Genomic DNA, 18564 nt, shown 5'->3' with positions numbered 1-18564 from the left:
TAAAAACAACCCGCGCGCTGCGGGTTGTTTTTTTAGAGGGGATTAGCCTGGATAGATACCGCGATCTTTACGTGCCATGAGAATACGTTCACAGGCGACGATATAGGCTGCGGTACGCAGCGAGCAGTCCTTCTCTTTTGCTTTTTCCCAAACGTGAACCATGGCTTCCGTCATGATCTTGTCTGAACGTTTGTTAATTTCGTCTTCGCTCCAGAAGAAGCTGGCCATATCCTGCACCCATTCGAAGTAACTGACGGTTACCCCACCGGCGTTACAGATAACGTCGGGCACCACAATCACACCGCGGTTGGCCAGAACATCATCGGCGTCCGGATAGGTCGGGCCATTAGCGCCTTCAAGCACCAGCTTACAACTCAGAATCTCCGCACGTTCACGGGTAATTTGACCTTCAAGGGCGGCAGGAATCAGAATATCCATTTCCGTGTGCCAGAAGGCGTCTTTCTCAATGCTTTGCGCACCCGTAAAACCTGCAATCTGCTTATGTTCAATCTGCCATTGCGTCAGCGCATCCATATCAATACCGTCGGCATTGAACAGCGTAGCGGTATGATCCTGAATCACCACCACGCGTGCACCGGCCTGGCTGAACAACCGCGCGGCCTCACTGCCTACGTTACCAAAGCCCTGTACGGCAACGCGTGCGCCTTCAATTGGAATACCTGCACGGCCTGCTACTTCACGGCCTGTGACAAATACACCGCGACCTGTGGCTTTTTCACGACCCAGAGAGCCGCCCAAGTGAATCGGTTTGCCTGTGACCACGCCGGTCACGGTGGTGCCGAGATTCATGGAATAGGTGTCCATCATCCAGGCCATGACTTTACCGTTGGTGCCCACATCCGGGGCCGGAATATCTTTCTGTGGCCCAATGATGATGCCAATTTCACTGGTATAGCGGCGTGTTAATCGCTCAAGCTCGCCTTCAGACAATTTGAACGGATCAACGCGAATGCCGCCTTTTGCGCCACCATAGGGCAGATTGACGGCGGCACATTTGATGGTCATCCAGGCTGAAAGGGCCATCACTTCATTTAAATCGACATCGGGATGATAGCGAATGCCGCCTTTACCCGGACCGCGTGACAGGTTGTGCTGAACACGATAACCCTCAAAATGGCGAATAGAGCCATCATCCATTTGCAAAGGAATATCAACGATTAATGCACGTTTAGGATGACGTAAAGTGTCAATCCAGCGAGTGAGGTCGCCTAAATAAGGCGCAACGCGATCGATTTGTTGTAGGTAGGTGGACCAGGCTGAAGTACTACTGTCAGACGCGTAAGATAACTTATCCATACAAAACCTTTCTTATCGAAGTTATTTATTGTGTTGAACCGTGGAAACGACACGCGCTTGAGCGCGCCGACATAATTTATCACCACCAGAAAAAATTTGATGTCGACCAGACGGGGATTATCCCCATGCTATTTCGATTCCTGGTGAATAAGAGTGAATAATAACGCCCATTACCTGCCTTAAGGTCGGCTGTTTTGTGCATAAAGAACGCATAATTAATGCATAAATTAAAAATTTGACGATTTATCAGTTCTTTGAAGAGGGTCAAAAAGTTAAGGAATTGTTTCAAATGATATTGACTTTGTTGCACCAGTAAGGTGCATAAATAAAAGTAATGCGAAGCGTTGTTTCGCTAATGCGAAGAGGCGCATGAATAACACAACGTGATTTGTTTTACGCCGTCATCTATTCAATTAAGGCTCCAGCGCACCCTTTTACATTAAGCGCAGGACAGAGCGAAGGTTCTCTTTACCTGAACTGGAATACAGGTTTTAACGTTAAAAATGAATCTTGCTGACGCGCGGCGTTGTCCAGACTGTACACGGTTTCCGCCGGCAGTGAAGGCCACGCGGTGCCTCAAGCTGTTTGCAGCGATCCATACCAAACCGGCATAAATACCCGCACAGCGCACCCTGTGTTCATGCGTTAAATAAGGTGTAACCTGCACATCCTGTGTTTTTAATAAAGCGGTAGGGGGTTTATGGTTCGTAAAAGAATGCCCGCGACCGTCTCTGCTGAAAAATGGCGCAATGCGCAACAACGATCGGGAAGATAAAACAGAGTGATATTGCTAATGGTGTTTTCATCCGGGTTCACTCATATGTTTAAACGGATAAAGACAACGCTATCCGCCGGTATTCAGTAATTTTTAACCAGCAACCTGGCGCTCTGTTAACGCCTCCATCAGCCTGTTTTTTCGCCCTCGGCCATCAGAGACAACAGGTGGTTGACCGCTTTGGATGTATGATTACGTCGCCACGCAAAAGCAACATCCGTGAACAGGGTATTATTTTCAATTTCGCGAAAGCACACCTGTGGATTCTGAACGCAAACCATCGATTCCGGGATAAGCGCGATACCGCAACCTGCGCCCACCATGCCAAGAGAAGAACTGATTTGCGGCGCCTGCTGGAAAGACGAAGGGGTGAAACCTGCGCGTAAACAGGCACTGACGATAAGCTCATAAAGGCTGGGTGAAACGTCGCGCGGGAAAATAATTAAGGTTTCCTGTGCCAGCTCACTCAAGGCAATACAGGGATTTTGCTGCAGGCGATGCGTCGCCGGTAAGGCCAGCACCATCCGTTCGGTAGAAATAACGCGTAAATTAAAGGGTTTACTGCTTTCGCAGGGGAGACGAATAAAGGCTGCGTCCAGTAATCCTTCCTGCAGATCCTGAATAAGTAATGACATATTCTCTTCCCGTGTCATTAATTCCAGCGCGGGATAACGCCCTTTAAACCGCCGTATAATCTCAAAGACGCGAGGATTAAACGCCACCGAACTGGCAAAGCCCAGCGACATTTTGCCGCTAATTCCCCGGGCAACACCTTTCGCCTTCTCCAGCGCATGATCGGCGAGTTGAATGATTTCAATCGCATCCGTCAAAAACGTTTTTCCTGCATCCGTCAGTTCCACGCCGCGCGTCAGCCGTTTCAACAGCGGTGTACCGATTTCATGCTCAAGTCGCTGAATTTGCTGGCTCAACGGTGGCTGCGAAATGCCAAGCAGTTCGGCCGCGCGGGTGAAATGCAGCGTCTGTGCGACAGCAACAAAATAACGAAGGTGGCGCAGTTCCATATTAAAAACGTCTCAAAGTTAACAGGTTTTGCTATTGGATTCTGTCATCAAACAGGGCCACCATTATGTTAACACGGCTTAACAGTTAACCTATGAGGCATCCGATGAGCAATTTTGTAACTGATTGTTCCTGCGAGGATCAACTAAAAGATACTGTCCAGAGACTGCAGAAAAACATGCCAGAAAGCGTTATGTATCAAACCTCTCTGATGAGTGCGCTACTGAGTGGGGTTTATGATGGTGAAACCAGAATTGCGGACTTATTGCGTAAAGGCGATTTTGGCCTGGGAACCTTTAATCAGCTGGATGGCGAACTGATTGCTTTTGACAGCAACGTTTATCAGCTGCGCGCCGATGGCAGTGCCCGGCCTGCCGATCCCGATCAGAAAACCCCCTTTGCGGTAATGACCTTTTTTCAGCCGCAGCATAAACATGTCTTTGAACGTGCGGTGCAACGCGATGAGCTGCATCAGCTTATTGACAGTGAAATCACGTCAGATAATCAGTTTTGTGCACTGCGTGTAAGTGGGCATTTTTCGTCAGTCCAGACGCGTACCGTTCCGTGCCAGTGCCGCCCCTATCGATCGATGCCTGAAGTCCTGGGCAATCAACCCGTATTTGAATTCACCCACCGCAGCGGTGAACTCATTGGTTTCCGCACACCGCAGTATATGCAAGGTATCAATGTTGCGGGCTATCACGAACATTTCATCACAGCCGACAGAACCGGTGGCGGCCATATCCTGGATTATGTGCTGGAGCAGGGCACGCTGACCTTTGGTGCCATCAGCAAACTGGTCATCGATTTGCCTGAAAACAGCGACTTTCTTAATGCCAACCTGACGCCAGAAAACCTGGATGACGCAATCCGTTCTGTCGAAAGCTAATCACGAGGTCTGAATATGAAAACTCTCTCTGATACGAATCTCTGGACCTGCGGTGCCGACCTGGTTGTCGCACAACTTGAAGCGCAGGGCGTCAGCCATGTGTTTGGCATTCCAGGGGCAAAAATCGATAAGGTATTTGATTCTCTGCTGGATTCGACTATTCAAACAATCCCCGTGCGGCATGAAGCCAATGCGGCTTTTATGGCCGCTGCGGTGGGCCGACTGACGGGTAATGCGGGCGTGGCGCTGGTGACATCCGGTCCTGGCTGTTCAAACCTGGTCACCGGTATGGCTACCGCCACCAGTGAAGGCGATCCGGTGGTGGCCATTGGCGGCGCGGTCAAACGCTCCGACAGCGCCAAGCAGGTTCACCAGAGCCTGGATACCGTCTCCATGTTTCGCCCGGTGACAAAATATGCGGTCGAAGTGACGGATTCTTCTGCGCTGGCGGAATGCGTGTCGAACGCGTTCCGTCATGCAGAGCATGGACGCGGCGGCGGTGCATTTGTCAGCCTGCCGCAGGATATTGTTGATCAGCCGGTAACGGGTAAAGTGCTCACCAGTAAAGGCCGCATCACCTTGGGCGCGGCACCTGACATCATGATTGATGCGGTCAGCCGTGAAATCGCCAACGCGAAAAACCCGGTCATTTTACTGGGCCTGATGGCCAGCCAGCCTGAGAACAGCGAGGCGATTCACGATCTGTTAAACCGCAGCCATATTCCGGTCACCAGTACCTATCAGGCCGCAGGTGCCATTCGCCAGGAACACTTTTCCCGTTTTGCCGGTCGCGTTGGGCTTTTCAACAACCAGGCCGGTGACAAGCTGCTGCAACAGGCGGACCTGATTATTACCATCGGTTACAGCCCGGTTGAATATGAGCCAGCGATGTGGAACAGCGGTAATGCGACGTTAGTCCACATTGATGTGGTGCCCGCAGAAACGGATAACCGCTACCTGCCTGATGCGGAACTGGTCGGCAACATTGCCGAGACTCTGCGTAAACTGGCTGAACGTATCACCCATCCTTTACAACTCAGCCATGAAGCTGCAAGCGTACTGGACGATCGTCAGCAACAGCGGCAGTTACTTGCCTTGCAGGGGGCAAGCCTCAATCAGTTTGCCCTTCATCCACTGCGCATCGTTCGCGCGATGCAGGACATTATTAACAGCGATGTCAGTCTGACCGTCGATATGGGGAGCTTCCATATCTGGATTGCCCGCTATCTCTACAGTTTCCGTGCACGGCAAATCATGATCTCCAACGGACAGCAAACCATGGGCGTTGCCCTGCCCTGGGCAATCGGCGCCTGGCTGGTCGATCCACAGCGCAAGGTCGTCTCGGTTTCGGGAGACGGCGGCTTCCTGCAATCAAGCATGGAGCTGGAAACCGCGGTCAGGCTGAAAGCGAATATTTTGCACATTGTCTGGGTCGATAATGCTTACAACATGGTGGCGATGCAGGAAGAGAAGAAATACCAGCGTGTTTCAGGAGTGAACTTTGGCCCAATCGACTTTAAAGCTTATGCAGAGGCATTCGGTGCAGCAGGGTTCGCGGTGAACAGTGCATCTGAACTTGAGCCAACGCTACGCAAAGCGATGGATGTGCAGGGGCCGGCTGTGGTGGCGGTTCCGGTGGATTATGCCGATAACCACTTGCTGATGGGTCAGCTACACCTCAGTCAGTTGCTTTGATTTCAATGGAAAATGGAATAAGGAAACGATGATGAAAAAGCGAGTTGCGCTTGTTACAGGTGCGGGTCAGGGCATTGGTGAAGCCATTGCCTTACGTCTGGCTAAAGACGGTTTTGCGGTTGCAGTGGCTGATTTCAATATCGAAACCGCTTCACGGGTCGCGGAAAAGATCGAAAAAGAAGGCAGCCGTGCGCTGGCCATCAAGGTTGATGTGTCAAAACGGGAGCAGGTGTTTCATGCGGTAGAAGAAGCACGCCGCGTTTTGGGTGATTTTAACGTCATCGTCAATAACGCGGGTGTCGCACCCTCCACGCCGATTGATGAAATCACCGAAGACGTCATCGACAAGGTTTACAACGTTAACGTCAAAGGTGTGATTTGGGGCATTCAGGCGGCGGTAAAAGCGTTCGCATCGGAAGGTCACGGTGGGAAAATCATTAACGCCTGTTCTCAGGCCGGGCACGTAGGCAATCCCGAACTGGCAGTGTACAGCTCAAGCAAGTTTGCCGTGCGAGGTTTAACACAAACTGCGGCTCGGGATCTGGCACCTGCGGGGATCACGGTGAATGGTTTTTGCCCCGGCATTGTTAACACGCCAATGTGGGCAGAAATCGATCGGCAAATTTCCGAAGCGGCGGGCAAACCTGCCGGTTATGGCACGCAGGAGTTTGCAAAACGCATCACGCTCGGCCGCCTGTCAGAGCCTGAGGATGTGGCGGCCTGTGTCGCCTTTCTTGCCGGCCCGGACTCTGATTACATCACCGGCCAGTCGTTACTGGTCGACGGTGGCATGGTGTTTAGCTGATCGGATAAAAGTCTGGCGCCAGTGCGCCAGACTGCCCGTATTCCACGCGAACCTCAGCCCGAAACGCGCATTGCTGCCGTGATTTATCCTGCCATGACCACTCTGGTTACCTTTCCCATAGTTTACTGACAATTTTAAGAGCATACCGAGCGTTTGCGGGCTTCCATCATGCGCTGAAACCGCTAAAATGATGCGCTCATTTGCCAGGGAGTCAGACAGTCATAATGCGTTATCGTAATCTTTTTGCCGCACTCGCGGTCGCCACCACATTAGCCGGATGTGCTAAACATCCTGCCGCCAATACCACTGCTGATGCTGCCGTTGCCGCCGATGATTTTACAACCGGTCCAACGCAGATTGATGTTTCACACGTCATTACGCGTGCTGATGACGGATCGCATATTTATCTGACGGTAGATGGCAAAGATGCAGGCGAACTGCCAAATGGTGAAAGCAAGATTGTTCATGTTGCTGCGGGTAAACACGAAGTCGGTGGCTATGTGCGCACGCTGTTTGGCCTGGGCCGCGTGACTATCGATCCACTTGAGGTGACAACGTCACCTGATGATGTCAAAAAAGTGGCTTACACGGTGACGCGTAATAAGGCGACGTTTGTTGAACAGCCAAAACAGACTGAACAGCCGCAACCACAGCCGCAAGAGCAGGGCTGATTCAATCTTGAGGGGCAGAGAGAGCTTACGGCACCCAGCAGAAGCCTGATGTGTACATGAAGACAGATAATTTCAGGTTGCTGTCGTCATCATGCTGATCGCTCAGCAACCGCTTCCAGCGCTTCTGGCCACCTCATTCTGTAACCGTTCTTATCATCTGCATCAGACCGCCCTGTGACGACGATTGTTCTTTTTTTAAAGAGAATAATCTGCTCATGTGGCGTTCCGGATAACAGAAACAGCATCAGGGATGCGTGGCTAAAGCCCCAACTCGCTGAGTGAAGGATGATCGTCCGGCCGACGCCCCTGAGGCCAGTGAAACAGTCGCTGGCTGTCGGTAATAGCTACATCGTTAATGCTGGCATAACGTTTCACCATGAAACCATTCTCATCAAATTCCCAGTTCTCATTGCCGTAGGAGCGAAACCAGTTGGCCTGGCTGTCGTGCCACTCATAGGCAAAACGCACGGCAATACGATTCGCGTGAAAGCTCCATAACTCTTTAATCAACCGATACTCGGCTTCGCGTTGCCATTTGTCTTGTAAAAACGTCACGATTTCGGCCCGGCCCGTGATGAAGGTATCTCGGTTGCGCCATGCGCTGTCGGGTGAATAGGCCAGAGAAACGCGTTCCGGATCGCGGCTGTTCCAGGCGTCTTCTGCCAGGCGAACTTTCTTTATCGCATCCTGTACATCGGTAAACGGCGGTAACGGCTGACGTTGTGCTTCCATTGTGTCTCCTGAAATCCTGACAGACTCAGCGGCACCACAAAAGCAGGGTGCCGGCTGAATAGCATCAAAGAGCGGGGCGTGACGAAATAGCGCCTGTTTTAGAGCGAAATGGCGTGAACCTGACAAACCGCGCGTGCCGCTTCTTTCCCTTTTTTCACGAAATGCGCCGTGTAGAAATCAATGAAGTCGTCGGAAGGCTGAAAATTATGGGGCGTCAGTGAGACAGAAAATACCGGCACATTCGTTGCAAGCTGTGCCTGCATTAAGCCACTGACCACGGCCTGAGCAACAAAGTCGTGGCGGTAAATTCCACCATCTACCACCAATGCCGCACAAACGATGGCGTCAAATTGCCCTGTTTGCGCCAGGCGCTGTGCCAGTAACGGCATTTCAAAGGCACCAGGCACATCCCAGGTTTTGATCGCGTAAGGCGTGCCACTGTTCTCCATTTCCTGATTAAAGCCAACCAGGGTTTGAGAAACAATGTCGCTGTGCCAGTTTGCCTTGATAAAGGCGACTCTTAACGGTTGCATAACTTACTCCAGTAAACGTGACATCCGGCTCCCGTGAAATCGCAAAACGATCGCCTTCTACCAAATAAAAAATAAAGCTGTCTGATGAGCAGCACGACAGATTCGCTCAGCACTTCTTAATAAACCTGACCGCCTGAGGGCGGAATGCAGGTGAAGTCACTAACGTAAGGGCGACATTATAAGCTGATGTCAATAAACCCTGCTTACCTTTAATGAGCTTTTACAGCCATCCACTGTTGCAATAGCCATGGGCTTAGTGCATCAAGGGGGCTTTTGCAGCAGCCTTAACAGCGATGTCGTAACGCCCTTTTTGCGTAACGCTTTCCACTTATGTGTCTGCTTAAAAATACTACTGGATATTTAAACAGGTAATTGTATAATTATTCCACTGCCCGTTGGGTGTTGTCTGGAATGATTAGGGGGTAAAGCCCATGATGATGTCGACAGAAATCTTCAAAGCAACGGATCATGCCATTACCATGACCAGCCGTGAAATTGCCCAAATGACCGGGAACACGCACGGTGAAGTCAAACGTTTAATCAAAAGCCTTGAAACGGCGCAGCGCCTGTCCCAGCCGCTTTTAGTCAATCTCTATGAGCGCCAGGGTGAGATGCGTCAGGAGTTCTGCCTGAATAAACGCGACTCCCTGCTTGCCGTCGCCCGGCTTTCGCCCGGTTTTACTGCCGATGCGCTTGACCGTTGGCAAGCCCTGGAAGAACGCATTCATCTGCCTGACTTCACCAATCCCGCTGAAGCGGCGCGTGCCTGGGCTGAACAGTTTGAACAGCGGCGGGCCGCAGAGAAACAGTTGGCGGAGTCAGCACCTAAAGCCGCTTTTTTTGACGACTTTGTTAACGTCGAAACCTCTCTGGGTTTTCGCCAGCTGTGTAAGATGCTGAAAGCCAAAGAGGCTGATTTCCGTCAGTTCCTGCTGGAGCGTAATATCATGTTCCGTGACAAGGGAACCCTGACGCCTCAACATTATCATCTTCAGGCGGGTTACTTTACGCTGCATTCAGGCACGGCGGATAATCAGCATGCTTTCTCTCAGGCGCGTTTTACTGCTAAAGGCGTCAGATGGATTGCCCACCTGTGGGCCGGGCATCTGTCGACACAAACCAAAGGTGCGGCGGCTTAGCGCTTGCCGGTGTTGTTAACAGGCCGCCGATTAAGCGGCCTGCTCCGGCAGGCTGTTTACCAGCCCTTAATAGCATCACCTTTGTAGACTTCTTCCGCCTTAGCCGCGACTTCTGGAGACTGTAAAGCAGACTTCAGCTTTTGAATCTTATCGCTGTCTTTATTGTCCTGGCGTGATACCAGCGCATTGACGTAAGGCGATGAGGCGCTCTCCATAAACAATCCGTCGCGATGGGCTGACAGGCCCGCCTGAGCAGAGAAGTTGGTATTGATAATTGAAAGTGTGACGTTCGGGTCGTCGAGAGTACGGGTTAACTGCGGCGTATCAACTTCAACCAGCTTCAGGTGCTTAGGGTTCTCGGTAATATCCAGCGAGGTGGGCAAGTAACCAACGCCCTCTTTGAGCTTAATCAAGCCCTGCGCCTGCAACAGCAGCAGACTGCGGCCCAGCGTCGTGGCTTCATTAGAAAGGGTAACGGTATCGCCATCTTTAAGTTCACTGATGTTTTTAATTTTGTGAGAATAAGCAGCGATAGGGAAGACAAAGGTTTTACCTACGACGGCAAATTTGTAGCCACGCTCTTTGGATTGTTCTTCAAGGTAAGGAAGACTCTGAAACGCGTTGGCATCTACTTCTTTATTATTGAGCGCTTCGTTTGGCAGCACGTAATCGTTGAAGTTAAGGACTTCAACATCCAGCTGATACTTGTCTTTAGCAATTTTCTGCACTTCTTGCCAGATCGCTTCATCGGGACCGGTGTTTATCGCGACTTTAACTTTATGATCATTATCAGGTGAACAGGCGGACAATAATAATACGGAACTGGCGATTAGCGCCGTAAATAAACCTTTCATTAGTAGCTATTCCCATCAGTAAAAGATGTCAAAAGCCTAATACAAATTCTCAGCCTTGCGTACTGACGTGGCGATATAAGATATAACCATTAATGCCTGATTTGTTTAAAAAATCACCACAGGATAATCCATGACTCAACGACCTCTGCATGAAAAAAATCCATTATGAAGTCAGGCCGCACCACGCTAAATAATCAGCTACGTTTAAACACGTCACTCATTTCGGCATCGCCGACTCGCTGTCAGGAGCAAACATGTCAGGGAATCATCCCAATAAATCATCAGATTCAGAAATCGTCGCCGTGCAGGTATTAAAAAGCAGTCAGGCGTGGAACGGTCAGCGTATTGAAGCCTATCCGCAAGGGGAGCCCGAACTGACGGTGATGCGTCTGACCCTTCCGGCCCATACCTCGTTGCCGTGGCATACACATCCCATGCCGAATGCGTGCTTTATCTTGTCAGGCACGCTTGTGGTTGAGGATAAAGAAACGGGTGAACAGCAAACCTTTCAGGCTGGCGAAGCGTTAAATGAAACGGTGAACAGCGCACATCGCGGCTTTACGCTGAACACGCCTGCCGAGCTGGTGATTACCTATGCGGGGGTGAAAGGGATGGAGCTGACCGACCCGCTTCCCGGCGAACCTGAAGAATTTTAACGGGAAGAGCTATGCCGTTGTCGGAGAGCACTGGCAGCGCGGTGCCGCCCAACCATAAGGCGAGCAAGGCCGTGGCATCCTGCGGGGAGCAGGCTATGTCGATGATGCCATTCAGGGTAATGACGGATAAAAAAACCAGCCGATAAAGGCTGGTTTATGTTGTTATGCGACATACTTCAGGCTTTCAGCGATGCGCCCCCGCAGATAACCAGTTCCTGACCGGTAACAGGCGCAGCAAGTTCGCTGAGTAAATAACCCACCAGCGAGGCCACTTCTTCTGGCCGGATTAAGCGACCAATCGGGGGCACTATAGGTGCCGAAGCGGCGCGCTCAGGTTTGGTGAGCATCGGCGTTTCTGTTGCGCCAGGCGCGACGACGTTAACGGTAATGTTGCGCGGTGCCAGCTCCATTCCCCAGGAGCGGACCATACCGACCAGCGCCGCTTTGGTTGCGGCATATTGCGAACGGTTAGCGGCACCCCGTGAGGTACGGCTACCTATAATGACGATCCGGCTGCCAGACTGCATCGTTGGCGCAAAGTGATTGACCAGGACTTCCGCCGCGTGAACGTGCAACGACCACAGGCGCGCGCTGGCCGCGCCATCCAGCTCGCCCAAGGGGGCGGCCACTATCATCCCTGCGGCATGTATCAGCGCATCCGGCGTATCAAGATGGCTGATAGCCGATTTAAGCTGGTCGGCGTCCGTTAAATCAACGGCAATCCAGTCAAGGTTCGGTGATGTCATCTCACCTTGCGTTCTGCTCAGGCCGGTCACTTTCCAGCCATGACTCAGCAGATGCTGTGTGATGGCTTTGCCGATTCCGGAGCTGTATCCAGTGACGATAGCGTGACGCATCTCAGCCTCCCAACATAGATTTTGGTACTTTAAATACCGCTTTGCGGACCGTCATCGGTTCGTTTACCGCACACAAGGCCTGATGCGGTTCACCGGGCAGGAATACCGCAAAATCTCCTTTTTTTAGCACAATGCTCACCGGCAAATCGCTTCGGTTGGTGATAAACAGATCGGGTTTTTTCTCTTCATCCCCGGTATCGGCCACCGACTGCATTCCCGCGTTGATCATCTCTTCCCCTTCCAGCATCACCTGAATATCAGCCCAAAGATGATGATATTCCGTATGCCGTAATGCCGCATCCTGAGTGCTGGCCTGCTGGATATTACAAAACCACTCAGCCTTTTCCGGTTGCCACTTACCGATGTCTTTTGCTGCTAATGCCTCAAGTGAGCATTCGGGTAACTGGAGTAGGGCTAACAGTTTATCCGGTAACCCTGCCATTGGCAGGGCGTTCAGGTTTCCAATCATCATCTGACTATTCCTTCACCCAGTCTGGCGTGACGCGAGCATATTTGATCGCCTGACGGAAATACGTATAAGCGATATGCAATGTGCCTTCAGCATCCTGTTTGATACTTGGATAGGAAAACTCACGGTTAAGCTTTTCCTGCGAGTTATTGGTCATGCAGTAACCATCGCCCTCATCCAGATTTTTCTGCCATGGCCAGCTCTTGCCGCCATCAGCCGAAATAGCCAGGGTCATGGGCGCGCGTGGTGCCCCCCAAAATGCGGCACGGCCGGTAGTTTCTGGCTCTTTTCTGCCATCACCATCATCGATCTCATCATACAAAGAGGCACGACGTTCCGTGGCCCCGGCCGCGCTCATATTGTTAAACACCAGGGCCAGTTCGCCGCTTTGAAGCGTTGTCACCTGAATTGAGGAGTTGTTGTTAGGCAGAACGGTGGCTTCAGGCGCTGACCAGGTTTCACCGCCGTCAGTTGACCGGCTGAGATAGATATTATCTGCCCAGCGACTGCGATAAAGGGCAACAAGCGAGCCGTCCTGTAAGGCGGTGATGTTCATGTGCACGCAACCCAGACTGTCCGGCACCACCACATCCCGCCAGCTTTTGCCCTGATCGGACGAAATTTTCACCGCGCTGATATCATCATTACCAACCCACTTTTCGCCCGGCTGAGTGCGGCAGTAGAAGACGGGCAGTAACCAGTTACCATTCTCAAGCACGGTGATAGGCTGACGGATGAACGTTCCTGGCTTCTCTAACAGGGTGTCAATCGGCCCCCAGGTTTTACCCAGATCGCGGGACTGGCGGTATCTGACAATCGCGGTATCCTGATTGCCGGATACCTGCGCTGTCCATAACAGCCACAGCACATCATCGGGCGCGAGAAACAGCACAGGGTTCTGCTCAGAACGCGTTGGATCGTCAGACAGTTTTACCGCCTCGCTCCAGGTCTCACCTCCTGCCGGCAAGCGCGAGCACCAGACGGAGATATCAGCAATCCCTTCCTGCGTGCCGCCGAACCAGACACAGAGCAGGGAACCATCGTGAAGCGGCAAAATATTTGCCGCGTGGTTTTGCGGGCACGACGAAGGCAACATTGCCGTCAGCACACGGCCATCTTTTTCCCAGGGCTTCACATGGCCATCACGAACTACGGTTACAGTCATTTTATTCTCCTTTGCTTGCTGCAGTTTTTGCGTCTTCAGCGGCTTGGGTTCTGGCTTTACTTGGGATCATATGATCAATAGCCATGATTAACGCAGGGGTCAGGAGCGCGATATACATGTTGTTAATACCAAACGGATCCCCTAACAGATACCAGATGGAGGTGACAACACAGGCGCCAATCAGTCCCGCGTTTGCGCCACGGGTACTTCTGTAAAATGGCGCGTAGAAAGCAATCACCGCGACAACGGTAATAGACAGACGAATAGCACGTGTAAAGAAAGAGAGCTTCAGGACTTCCGGTACGAACAGAACAAAAATCAGCGGCAGGAAGCCAATTAACAGCGATAACCAGCGGGTAGTTTTAAATTCCTGCTCAGGTGACGGCTTGAAGTAAGGCACATAAAAATCTTTCACCACCAGTGAGGCAATCGCCAGGGCTACAGTACTGACGCTGACAAAGATGGAGGCAATCAGCGAGGTCGTCACCAGACCGGCCAGCCACGGGTTCATGTCCTGCAGGAACACGGGCATAGCATACAGGCTGTTAATGTCGGGATGCAGATACTTAGCGGCCACGCCAATCACCGCAATCGCCAGGGCAATCGGCATACAGAACAGGAAAGCAATCCAGGTTGAACGCTGCGCAGACTTAACATCTTTGGTTGAGGAGATGGCCTGAATCACAAACTGCGTGCAGAAAATCGAACCAATGGTACCGATGAGCCAGGCAAAGATTGTTGACGCACCAATATTCCCGTCCCAGGTCCAGTAATAAGCGGGCATTTCGTCGATCATTGGCTTGAGGCCGCCCGTTTGCGACAGGGCAAACCATAAAATGGCCAGCACACCAAAATACTTTAACCCGCTGTGCAGCATGGTGACCCAGGCAATCCCTTTCAAACCACCAAACGCAAAATAGAAGGTACTGACCACGGCCGTAATAAATGCGGCAACAGGTAAGGTGACGTGTAATACCGTCGCGATAGCAGCGGCACCACTTACATAATTTCCCACATTGACCAGGAGCAGGGCATAAATCATGATCAGTGAAATGATATTTTTAGTACTGTTACCGTATTTTTCAGCGATAGCACCTGAAATGGTAATCTTGCCGGTATTATAAATACGTTTTACCAGGAGCATACCAAATAACGGGAAACCAATTGCGGCACCAATAACAGACCATGACGCGGCGATACCGCCTTCGAAAGCGGCCTGAGCAGTCCCAATAGTGGATTTTGCGCCTATATATTCTGACATCAGCAGAATACCAACGATAAAGGCTGGCATGGCTCTGGAGCCTTCCATAAAATCGCCAGAGTTTTTACTGCGTAATCGGAATGTCAGCCAGGTGGTAAAGACAATATAAGCCACCACAATGCCAATAATTATCAGGGTGTCCTGAGCGTTGAAAGTTTTCATTATAGCCTCAGATATAACAAGATAAATTCGGGGAGCAGGGTGTACTACCTGTATTTACGATTTATTACTTCTTATTATCACTTCAGGTAGAGGTTGATGATTCTGCGGATTTCATCTTCCTGAGCGGCATCAAAATGAATCGCATAACGACTTTCGCCCACGTTATGACCCAGAATCTGCAACGCTTTTTTTACCGCTGCAGGTGAAAAGGCCACTTTATAAAGGTCGGTGCGTAAACCCGTTACCTGCTCTTGTGCCAATCGCGATCCGTCGATATCTCCGGCGTGGAACCGGGACCAGATATCATTTATTTGACGGGGCGCAACGTTAGCCAGACCTGAAATGCAGGCTGAACAGCCGTCTACATAACCCTGATGGATAAGCGAATCCGGGCCGTTCAGGACAGCAAAGTCTTTGCTATCCTTCACCGCATCCAGATATCCACTCAGGCTTTCGTAGCTTCCCGCACTGTCTTTTACGCCAATAATATTGGGGTGCTCAGCCAGTATGCGGGCCGTTTCTGGCGCAATGGTATTGCCCGTTCTGGCCGGAATGTTGTACAAAAAAACCGGGACGGAAAGGGCATCAGCGATAGCCGTATAATGGTTAATCAGTTCGCGTTGATTGAGGGGAACAAAGTAAGGCGTAATAACCGAAACCGCGTCTACGCCCAGTTTCTCAATTTGCTTACCTAAGCGAATGGTTTCACGGGTAGAGATCTCACCAATATGTGCAACGACGTTTCCGCGTCCTGATACTTCATCGACACAGGTTTCAGTAACAGTAAGTTTCTCTTTTTCATTCAGAACAAAAAACTCACCGTTAGTGCCGCCGCAGAAAATCCCATTGCCCGCATTCAGTTGACGAATCACCTGACGTTTAAGCTCATCAAGATTAAGCTCACCTTCTTTGTCAAAAGGGGTAACAATCGCTGTTAGCACACCTTCAATTTTTTTACTCATTGCCCATTCCTTTTTAAATTAAACTGTTGGGAAAAGCGTCCGGTAAATCGCAGCCACGTCCTGATGGCTGACCACGCAAGGCGCATTGTTCATCAATCGCTTCACATTCAGAGCCGCTTCGCTAAGGGAATCAATGTCATCTGAAGGCACACCTAAGGCTTCCAGGTTATCCGGCAGGTTGAGTCGTTTGACTAATTTGGCGAGATAGTCGACCAGCGCATGGGATTTCTCTTCCTGGCTTAGCGTGGTATCGGCATCCGGAATCAGGTCCCAAACGTTGGCAAATTTTTCCGCGGCAAACGGGCGTACGACTTTCATGCAGGGTGCCAGCAGAATGGCGTTGGCGACACCGTGAGGCAGATGCCAGGTCCCGCCCAGCGGATAAGAAAGCGCATGCACAAGGTGAGTGCCGGCATGGGCAATCGCCGCGCCGCCATAATAAGAAGCCCACAGCATCTCCAGCCTGGCGTTCAGGTTATGCGGCTCATTAACGGATGTTTCGAGATTACGGAATAATTTATGCAGACCCATTAACGCCACGTTGTCGCCCACAGGGTTAGAAATGGTGGCGGTGTAGCATTCAAGTAAATGGCACAACGCATCAATGCCCGTTGAAGAGGCGATGTGCGCCGGCATGCTGGTTGTCAGTTCGGGTAGCAGGGCAACATAATCGGGCAGCATCACAGGAGAAATAATGCCCACTTTGGTATTTTTCTCAGGAATGGCCAGAATCGCATTGGGTGTCGATTCCGATCCGGTGCCCGCAGTAGAAGGAATGAGCAGCGAGGACAAACGGGCTTCGATTTTCTGACCGTCCAGCAGCGCCTTAAGCGACGGGCTGGAAGCATGGCATAAAACAGAGAGGAGCTTCGCCACATCCAAAACGCTTCCGCCGCCAATGCCCACCACCAAATCATAGGTTTTGCCTGCCGCGCGCGACAGCACGGCCTCAACATCGGTATGCGTTGGCTCAGCGGGAACATCATCAATAAGTTCAACATGACGGTCATCCTGGCCCAGCAGTGCCAGAATTTGCTGAGTCGCGGACAAATTCACAATGTTCTTGTCTGTCAAAACCAGCAGTCGGTTACGGCCCACCACGACTGGCGTGAGGGCGTTTATCGCGTTGGAACCGCTTAAGATTGTACTGTTAATTAATGCCACGTTTTTCTCCCCGTTTTTGACTGAAATTCTTCATGCTGCTGTAGCGCATTCACTCAGTGACTAAATTTATAAATAAAATGAGGCTTTATTAAATTGATCTTGCTCACATATAATCGATTGTGATTGAATATAATCAAACGACGGATGAGTAGCATTGGAGTTCCAATGACGGTGCAGGCGGGTAATCAAAAAAAATGCATTGTGCTGGCCGATGATTTCACCGGCGCGAATGATGCCGGTGTTTCGCTGACTGAGGCAGGCATGGTCGTGGATGTCATTTTCCAACAGCCCTATCTGAGTAAGGCCCAGGCGATTGTGCTGAACAGCGACAGCAGGGCGTATTCAGCGAGCGATGCCGCACAGCAAGTCACAAACCACATGACTGCACTTTTGGCAGACCAACCCGGTATGACCGTGGAGTGGTTTATCAAAAAGATCGATTCGACGATGCGAGGTAATCCCGGAGCCGAAACAGAGGCAGTGTTGCAGGCAAGCGGCATCAATCTGGCGGTCATTGCGCCTGCGTTTCCGGCAGCAGGACGAACAACGCAAAACGGTGAATGTCTGGTTTCCGGCAAGTTGCTCACCGCGACGGAATTTGCCAGCGATCCAAAAACCCCGATCTTGAGTGCAGATATCAGTGACATTGTGCAAAAACAGAGTCGCATTAGCTGCATTAACGTCAGGTGCAGCGATCTTGCCCGGCACGCGCAAGAGGTGCGCGAAGGAATGACCGCCCTCATCGTTGATGCAAAAACTGATGCTGAGTTGGATCACATCGTAGAAATATGTGCATCGTTACGGCCAAAGCCGTTGCTGGTAGGCTCAGCTGGGCTGTGTGATGCTTTTGCTCGCTATTTTACGTCAGCCAAAAAGTACCCAGGTCTGTTTGCTGTGGTGGGTTCAATGAGTGAAGTCGCTCAAAGACAACTGGCGCTAGCCGCAGAACATCCGCGAGTTGAACACGTCTATATCGATACCGCTGAACTGCTGGAGAAAGGTAGCGATCGTTTCAGAGAGGCCATTACCTGCATTCTTCGTCATGGCTCACATTGTCTGGTCCATACCTGCTGTGACAGTGGCGACAGGCAACATATACAGAGGCTGTGTGAACAACGTGGCATTACCCGTAAGCAACTGGGTGAAAAAATCAGTTTTCTGCTTGGAGAACTGGTCCATTCGGTCGTGCGCATCACGCCACCAAAAGCACTGTATCTCTCCGGTGGTGATGTCGCGACTGCAACCGCAACCGCATTGGGCGCAACAGGATTCAGAATTCGGGGCAGGGCTGCAGGTTGTGTTCCCTACGGGCACTTACTTGGCTGTGACTGGAATCAGACTGTATTTACTAAAGCCGGTGCTTTCGGTGATGAAACCACCCTCTTAAAAATTTTGAGTTTCGTTGAGGAGAAAACAGGTGACTAATACTGTTGCTATA

18 protein-coding genes are annotated in these 18564 nt (G+C 51.1%); 7 read left to right on the top strand and 11 right to left on the bottom strand.

Features of this window, described 5'->3' with window-relative positions:
• Positions 1–42: 42 nt before the first annotated feature.
• Together FBY13_RS13365 and FBY13_RS13360 are read right to left on the bottom strand one after the other, a co-directional pair.
• Positions 43–1317: a Glu/Leu/Phe/Val dehydrogenase gene (locus FBY13_RS13365; RefSeq protein WP_063876950.1), complete on the bottom strand. Its 1275-nt coding sequence runs from the start codon at positions 1315–1317 to the stop codon at positions 43–45.
• 903 nt (positions 1318–2220) lie between these two features.
• Positions 2221–3114 carry a LysR family transcriptional regulator gene (locus FBY13_RS13360; RefSeq protein ID WP_063876949.1) on the bottom strand — a complete coding sequence of 298 codons (894 nt, stop codon included), beginning with the start codon at positions 3112–3114 and terminating at the stop codon, positions 2221–2223.
• 104 nt (positions 3115–3218) lie between these two features.
• On the opposite strand from FBY13_RS13360, the gene budA reads away from it, so the two are divergent.
• From budA to FBY13_RS13340, 4 genes are all read left to right on the top strand, one after another.
• Positions 3219–4001 carry an acetolactate decarboxylase gene (gene budA, locus FBY13_RS13355; protein ID WP_145394387.1) on the top strand — a complete coding sequence of 261 codons (783 nt, stop codon included), beginning with the start codon at positions 3219–3221 and terminating at the stop codon, positions 3999–4001.
• 15 nt (positions 4002–4016) lie between these two features.
• Entirely contained in the window at positions 4017–5696 is a 1680-nt protein-coding gene (gene alsS / locus FBY13_RS13350; RefSeq protein ID WP_063876947.1) for an acetolactate synthase AlsS, read from the top strand.
• 31 nt (positions 5697–5727) lie between these two features.
• Positions 5728–6501 (top strand): (S)-acetoin forming diacetyl reductase, encoded by a 774-nt coding sequence (locus FBY13_RS13345; RefSeq protein WP_145394443.1) that lies wholly within the window; start codon positions 5728–5730, stop codon positions 6499–6501.
• A gap of 224 nt (positions 6502–6725) precedes the next feature.
• Positions 6726–7172, top strand: a complete 447-nt coding sequence (locus tag FBY13_RS13340) for a hypothetical protein (protein ID WP_145394386.1) — start codon at positions 6726–6728, stop codon at positions 7170–7172.
• 258 nt (positions 7173–7430) lie between these two features.
• On the opposite strand, the gene FBY13_RS13335 is transcribed toward FBY13_RS13340, so the two are convergent.
• Together FBY13_RS13335 and FBY13_RS13330 are read right to left on the bottom strand one after the other, a co-directional pair.
• Positions 7431–7904 carry a nuclear transport factor 2 family protein gene (locus FBY13_RS13335; RefSeq protein ID WP_096011627.1) on the bottom strand — a complete coding sequence of 158 codons (474 nt, stop codon included), beginning with the start codon at positions 7902–7904 and terminating at the stop codon, positions 7431–7433.
• Positions 7905–8002: 98 nt separating this feature from the next.
• Positions 8003–8437, bottom strand: a complete 435-nt coding sequence (locus FBY13_RS13330) for a 6,7-dimethyl-8-ribityllumazine synthase (RefSeq protein WP_063876943.1) — start codon at positions 8435–8437, stop codon at positions 8003–8005.
• A gap of 431 nt (positions 8438–8868) precedes the next feature.
• Between FBY13_RS13330 and FBY13_RS13325 the strand changes: the two genes are divergently transcribed.
• The gene (locus FBY13_RS13325; RefSeq protein WP_063876942.1) at positions 8869–9576 is read left to right on the top strand and encodes a phage antirepressor KilAC domain-containing protein; all 708 of its coding nucleotides are present in this window, start codon (positions 8869–8871) and stop codon (positions 9574–9576) included.
• Positions 9577–9632: 56 nt separating this feature from the next.
• Here FBY13_RS13325 and FBY13_RS13320 read toward each other — a convergent pair whose 3' ends face one another.
• Positions 9633–10430 (bottom strand): MetQ/NlpA family ABC transporter substrate-binding protein, encoded by a 798-nt coding sequence (locus tag FBY13_RS13320; protein WP_145394385.1) that lies wholly within the window; start codon positions 10428–10430, stop codon positions 9633–9635.
• A gap of 254 nt (positions 10431–10684) precedes the next feature.
• Here FBY13_RS13320 and FBY13_RS13315 point away from each other — a divergent pair, with 254 nt between their 5' ends.
• On the top strand, positions 10685–11086 hold the full coding sequence (locus FBY13_RS13315; RefSeq protein ID WP_145394384.1) for a cupin domain-containing protein: 402 nt from the start codon (positions 10685–10687) through the stop codon (positions 11084–11086).
• A 176-nt stretch (positions 11087–11262) separates the two neighbouring features.
• Here the strand turns inward: FBY13_RS13315 and FBY13_RS13310 are convergent, their stop codons facing one another.
• The 6 genes from FBY13_RS13310 to FBY13_RS13285 form a co-directional block, all read right to left on the bottom strand.
• Positions 11263–11943 carry an SDR family NAD(P)-dependent oxidoreductase gene (locus FBY13_RS13310; RefSeq protein ID WP_063876939.1) on the bottom strand — a complete coding sequence of 227 codons (681 nt, stop codon included), beginning with the start codon at positions 11941–11943 and terminating at the stop codon, positions 11263–11265.
• Position 11944: 1 nt separating this feature from the next.
• Positions 11945–12415, bottom strand: coding sequence for a YhcH/YjgK/YiaL family protein (locus FBY13_RS13305; protein ID WP_063876938.1), 471 nt, complete (start codon positions 12413–12415; stop codon positions 11945–11947).
• Positions 12416–12419: 4 nt separating this feature from the next.
• Positions 12420–13577 (bottom strand): exo-alpha-sialidase, encoded by a 1158-nt coding sequence (locus tag FBY13_RS13300; RefSeq protein WP_145394383.1) that lies wholly within the window; start codon positions 13575–13577, stop codon positions 12420–12422.
• A 1-nt stretch (position 13578) separates the two neighbouring features.
• On the bottom strand, positions 13579–15000 hold the full coding sequence (locus tag FBY13_RS13295) for a sodium:solute symporter family protein (RefSeq protein WP_145394382.1): 1422 nt from the start codon (positions 14998–15000) through the stop codon (positions 13579–13581).
• A gap of 77 nt (positions 15001–15077) precedes the next feature.
• Positions 15078–15962 (bottom strand): dihydrodipicolinate synthase family protein, encoded by an 885-nt coding sequence (locus FBY13_RS13290; RefSeq protein ID WP_063876935.1) that lies wholly within the window; start codon positions 15960–15962, stop codon positions 15078–15080.
• 18 nt (positions 15963–15980) lie between these two features.
• Entirely contained in the window at positions 15981–17126 is a 1146-nt protein-coding gene (locus FBY13_RS13285; RefSeq protein ID WP_145394381.1) for an iron-containing alcohol dehydrogenase, read from the bottom strand.
• Positions 17127–17270: 144 nt separating this feature from the next.
• Here FBY13_RS13285 and FBY13_RS13280 point away from each other — a divergent pair, with 144 nt between their 5' ends.
• On the top strand, positions 17271–18551 hold the full coding sequence (locus FBY13_RS13280) for a four-carbon acid sugar kinase family protein (RefSeq protein WP_255474492.1): 1281 nt from the start codon (positions 17271–17273) through the stop codon (positions 18549–18551).
• Positions 18552–18564 lie beyond the last annotated feature (13 nt).

The organism is Pantoea sp. SJZ147, from assembly GCF_007828605.1.
Lineage (GTDB): Bacteria > Pseudomonadota > Gammaproteobacteria > Enterobacterales > Enterobacteriaceae > Pantoea > Pantoea allii.
The sequence above is the reverse complement of the archived record's forward strand: the minus strand, read 5'-3'. Positions and strand labels throughout refer to the sequence as shown.

Coding starts and splice junctions, on each gene's coding strand:
- FBY13_RS13280 (WP_255474492.1), top strand. CDS start 17,271: ATGAGTAGCATTGGAGTTCCAATGACGGTGCAGGCGGGTAATCAAAAA.
- FBY13_RS13330 (WP_063876943.1), bottom strand. CDS start 8,437: ATGCAACCGTTAAGAGTCGCCTTTATCAAGGCAAACTGGCACAGCGAC.
- FBY13_RS13325 (WP_063876942.1), top strand. CDS start 8,869: ATGATGATGTCGACAGAAATCTTCAAAGCAACGGATCATGCCATTACC.
- budA (WP_145394387.1), top strand. CDS start 3,219: ATGAGCAATTTTGTAACTGATTGTTCCTGCGAGGATCAACTAAAAGAT.
- FBY13_RS13345 (WP_145394443.1), top strand. CDS start 5,728: ATGAAAAAGCGAGTTGCGCTTGTTACAGGTGCGGGTCAGGGCATTGGT.
- FBY13_RS13360 (WP_063876949.1), bottom strand. CDS start 3,114: ATGGAACTGCGCCACCTTCGTTATTTTGTTGCTGTCGCACAGACGCTG.
- FBY13_RS13290 (WP_063876935.1), bottom strand. CDS start 15,962: ATGAGTAAAAAAATTGAAGGTGTGCTAACAGCGATTGTTACCCCTTTT.
- FBY13_RS13300 (WP_145394383.1), bottom strand. CDS start 13,577: ATGACTGTAACCGTAGTTCGTGATGGCCATGTGAAGCCCTGGGAAAAA.
- FBY13_RS13310 (WP_063876939.1), bottom strand. CDS start 11,943: ATGCGTCACGCTATCGTCACTGGATACAGCTCCGGAATCGGCAAAGCC.
- FBY13_RS13365 (WP_063876950.1), bottom strand. CDS start 1,317: ATGGATAAGTTATCTTACGCGTCTGACAGTAGTACTTCAGCCTGGTCC.
- alsS (WP_063876947.1), top strand. CDS start 4,017: ATGAAAACTCTCTCTGATACGAATCTCTGGACCTGCGGTGCCGACCTG.
- FBY13_RS13335 (WP_096011627.1), bottom strand. CDS start 7,904: ATGGAAGCACAACGTCAGCCGTTACCGCCGTTTACCGATGTACAGGAT.
- FBY13_RS13340 (WP_145394386.1), top strand. CDS start 6,726: ATGCGTTATCGTAATCTTTTTGCCGCACTCGCGGTCGCCACCACATTA.
- FBY13_RS13320 (WP_145394385.1), bottom strand. CDS start 10,430: ATGAAAGGTTTATTTACGGCGCTAATCGCCAGTTCCGTATTATTATTG.
- FBY13_RS13295 (WP_145394382.1), bottom strand. CDS start 15,000: ATGAAAACTTTCAACGCTCAGGACACCCTGATAATTATTGGCATTGTG.
- FBY13_RS13305 (WP_063876938.1), bottom strand. CDS start 12,415: ATGATGATTGGAAACCTGAACGCCCTGCCAATGGCAGGGTTACCGGAT.
- FBY13_RS13315 (WP_145394384.1), top strand. CDS start 10,685: ATGTCAGGGAATCATCCCAATAAATCATCAGATTCAGAAATCGTCGCC.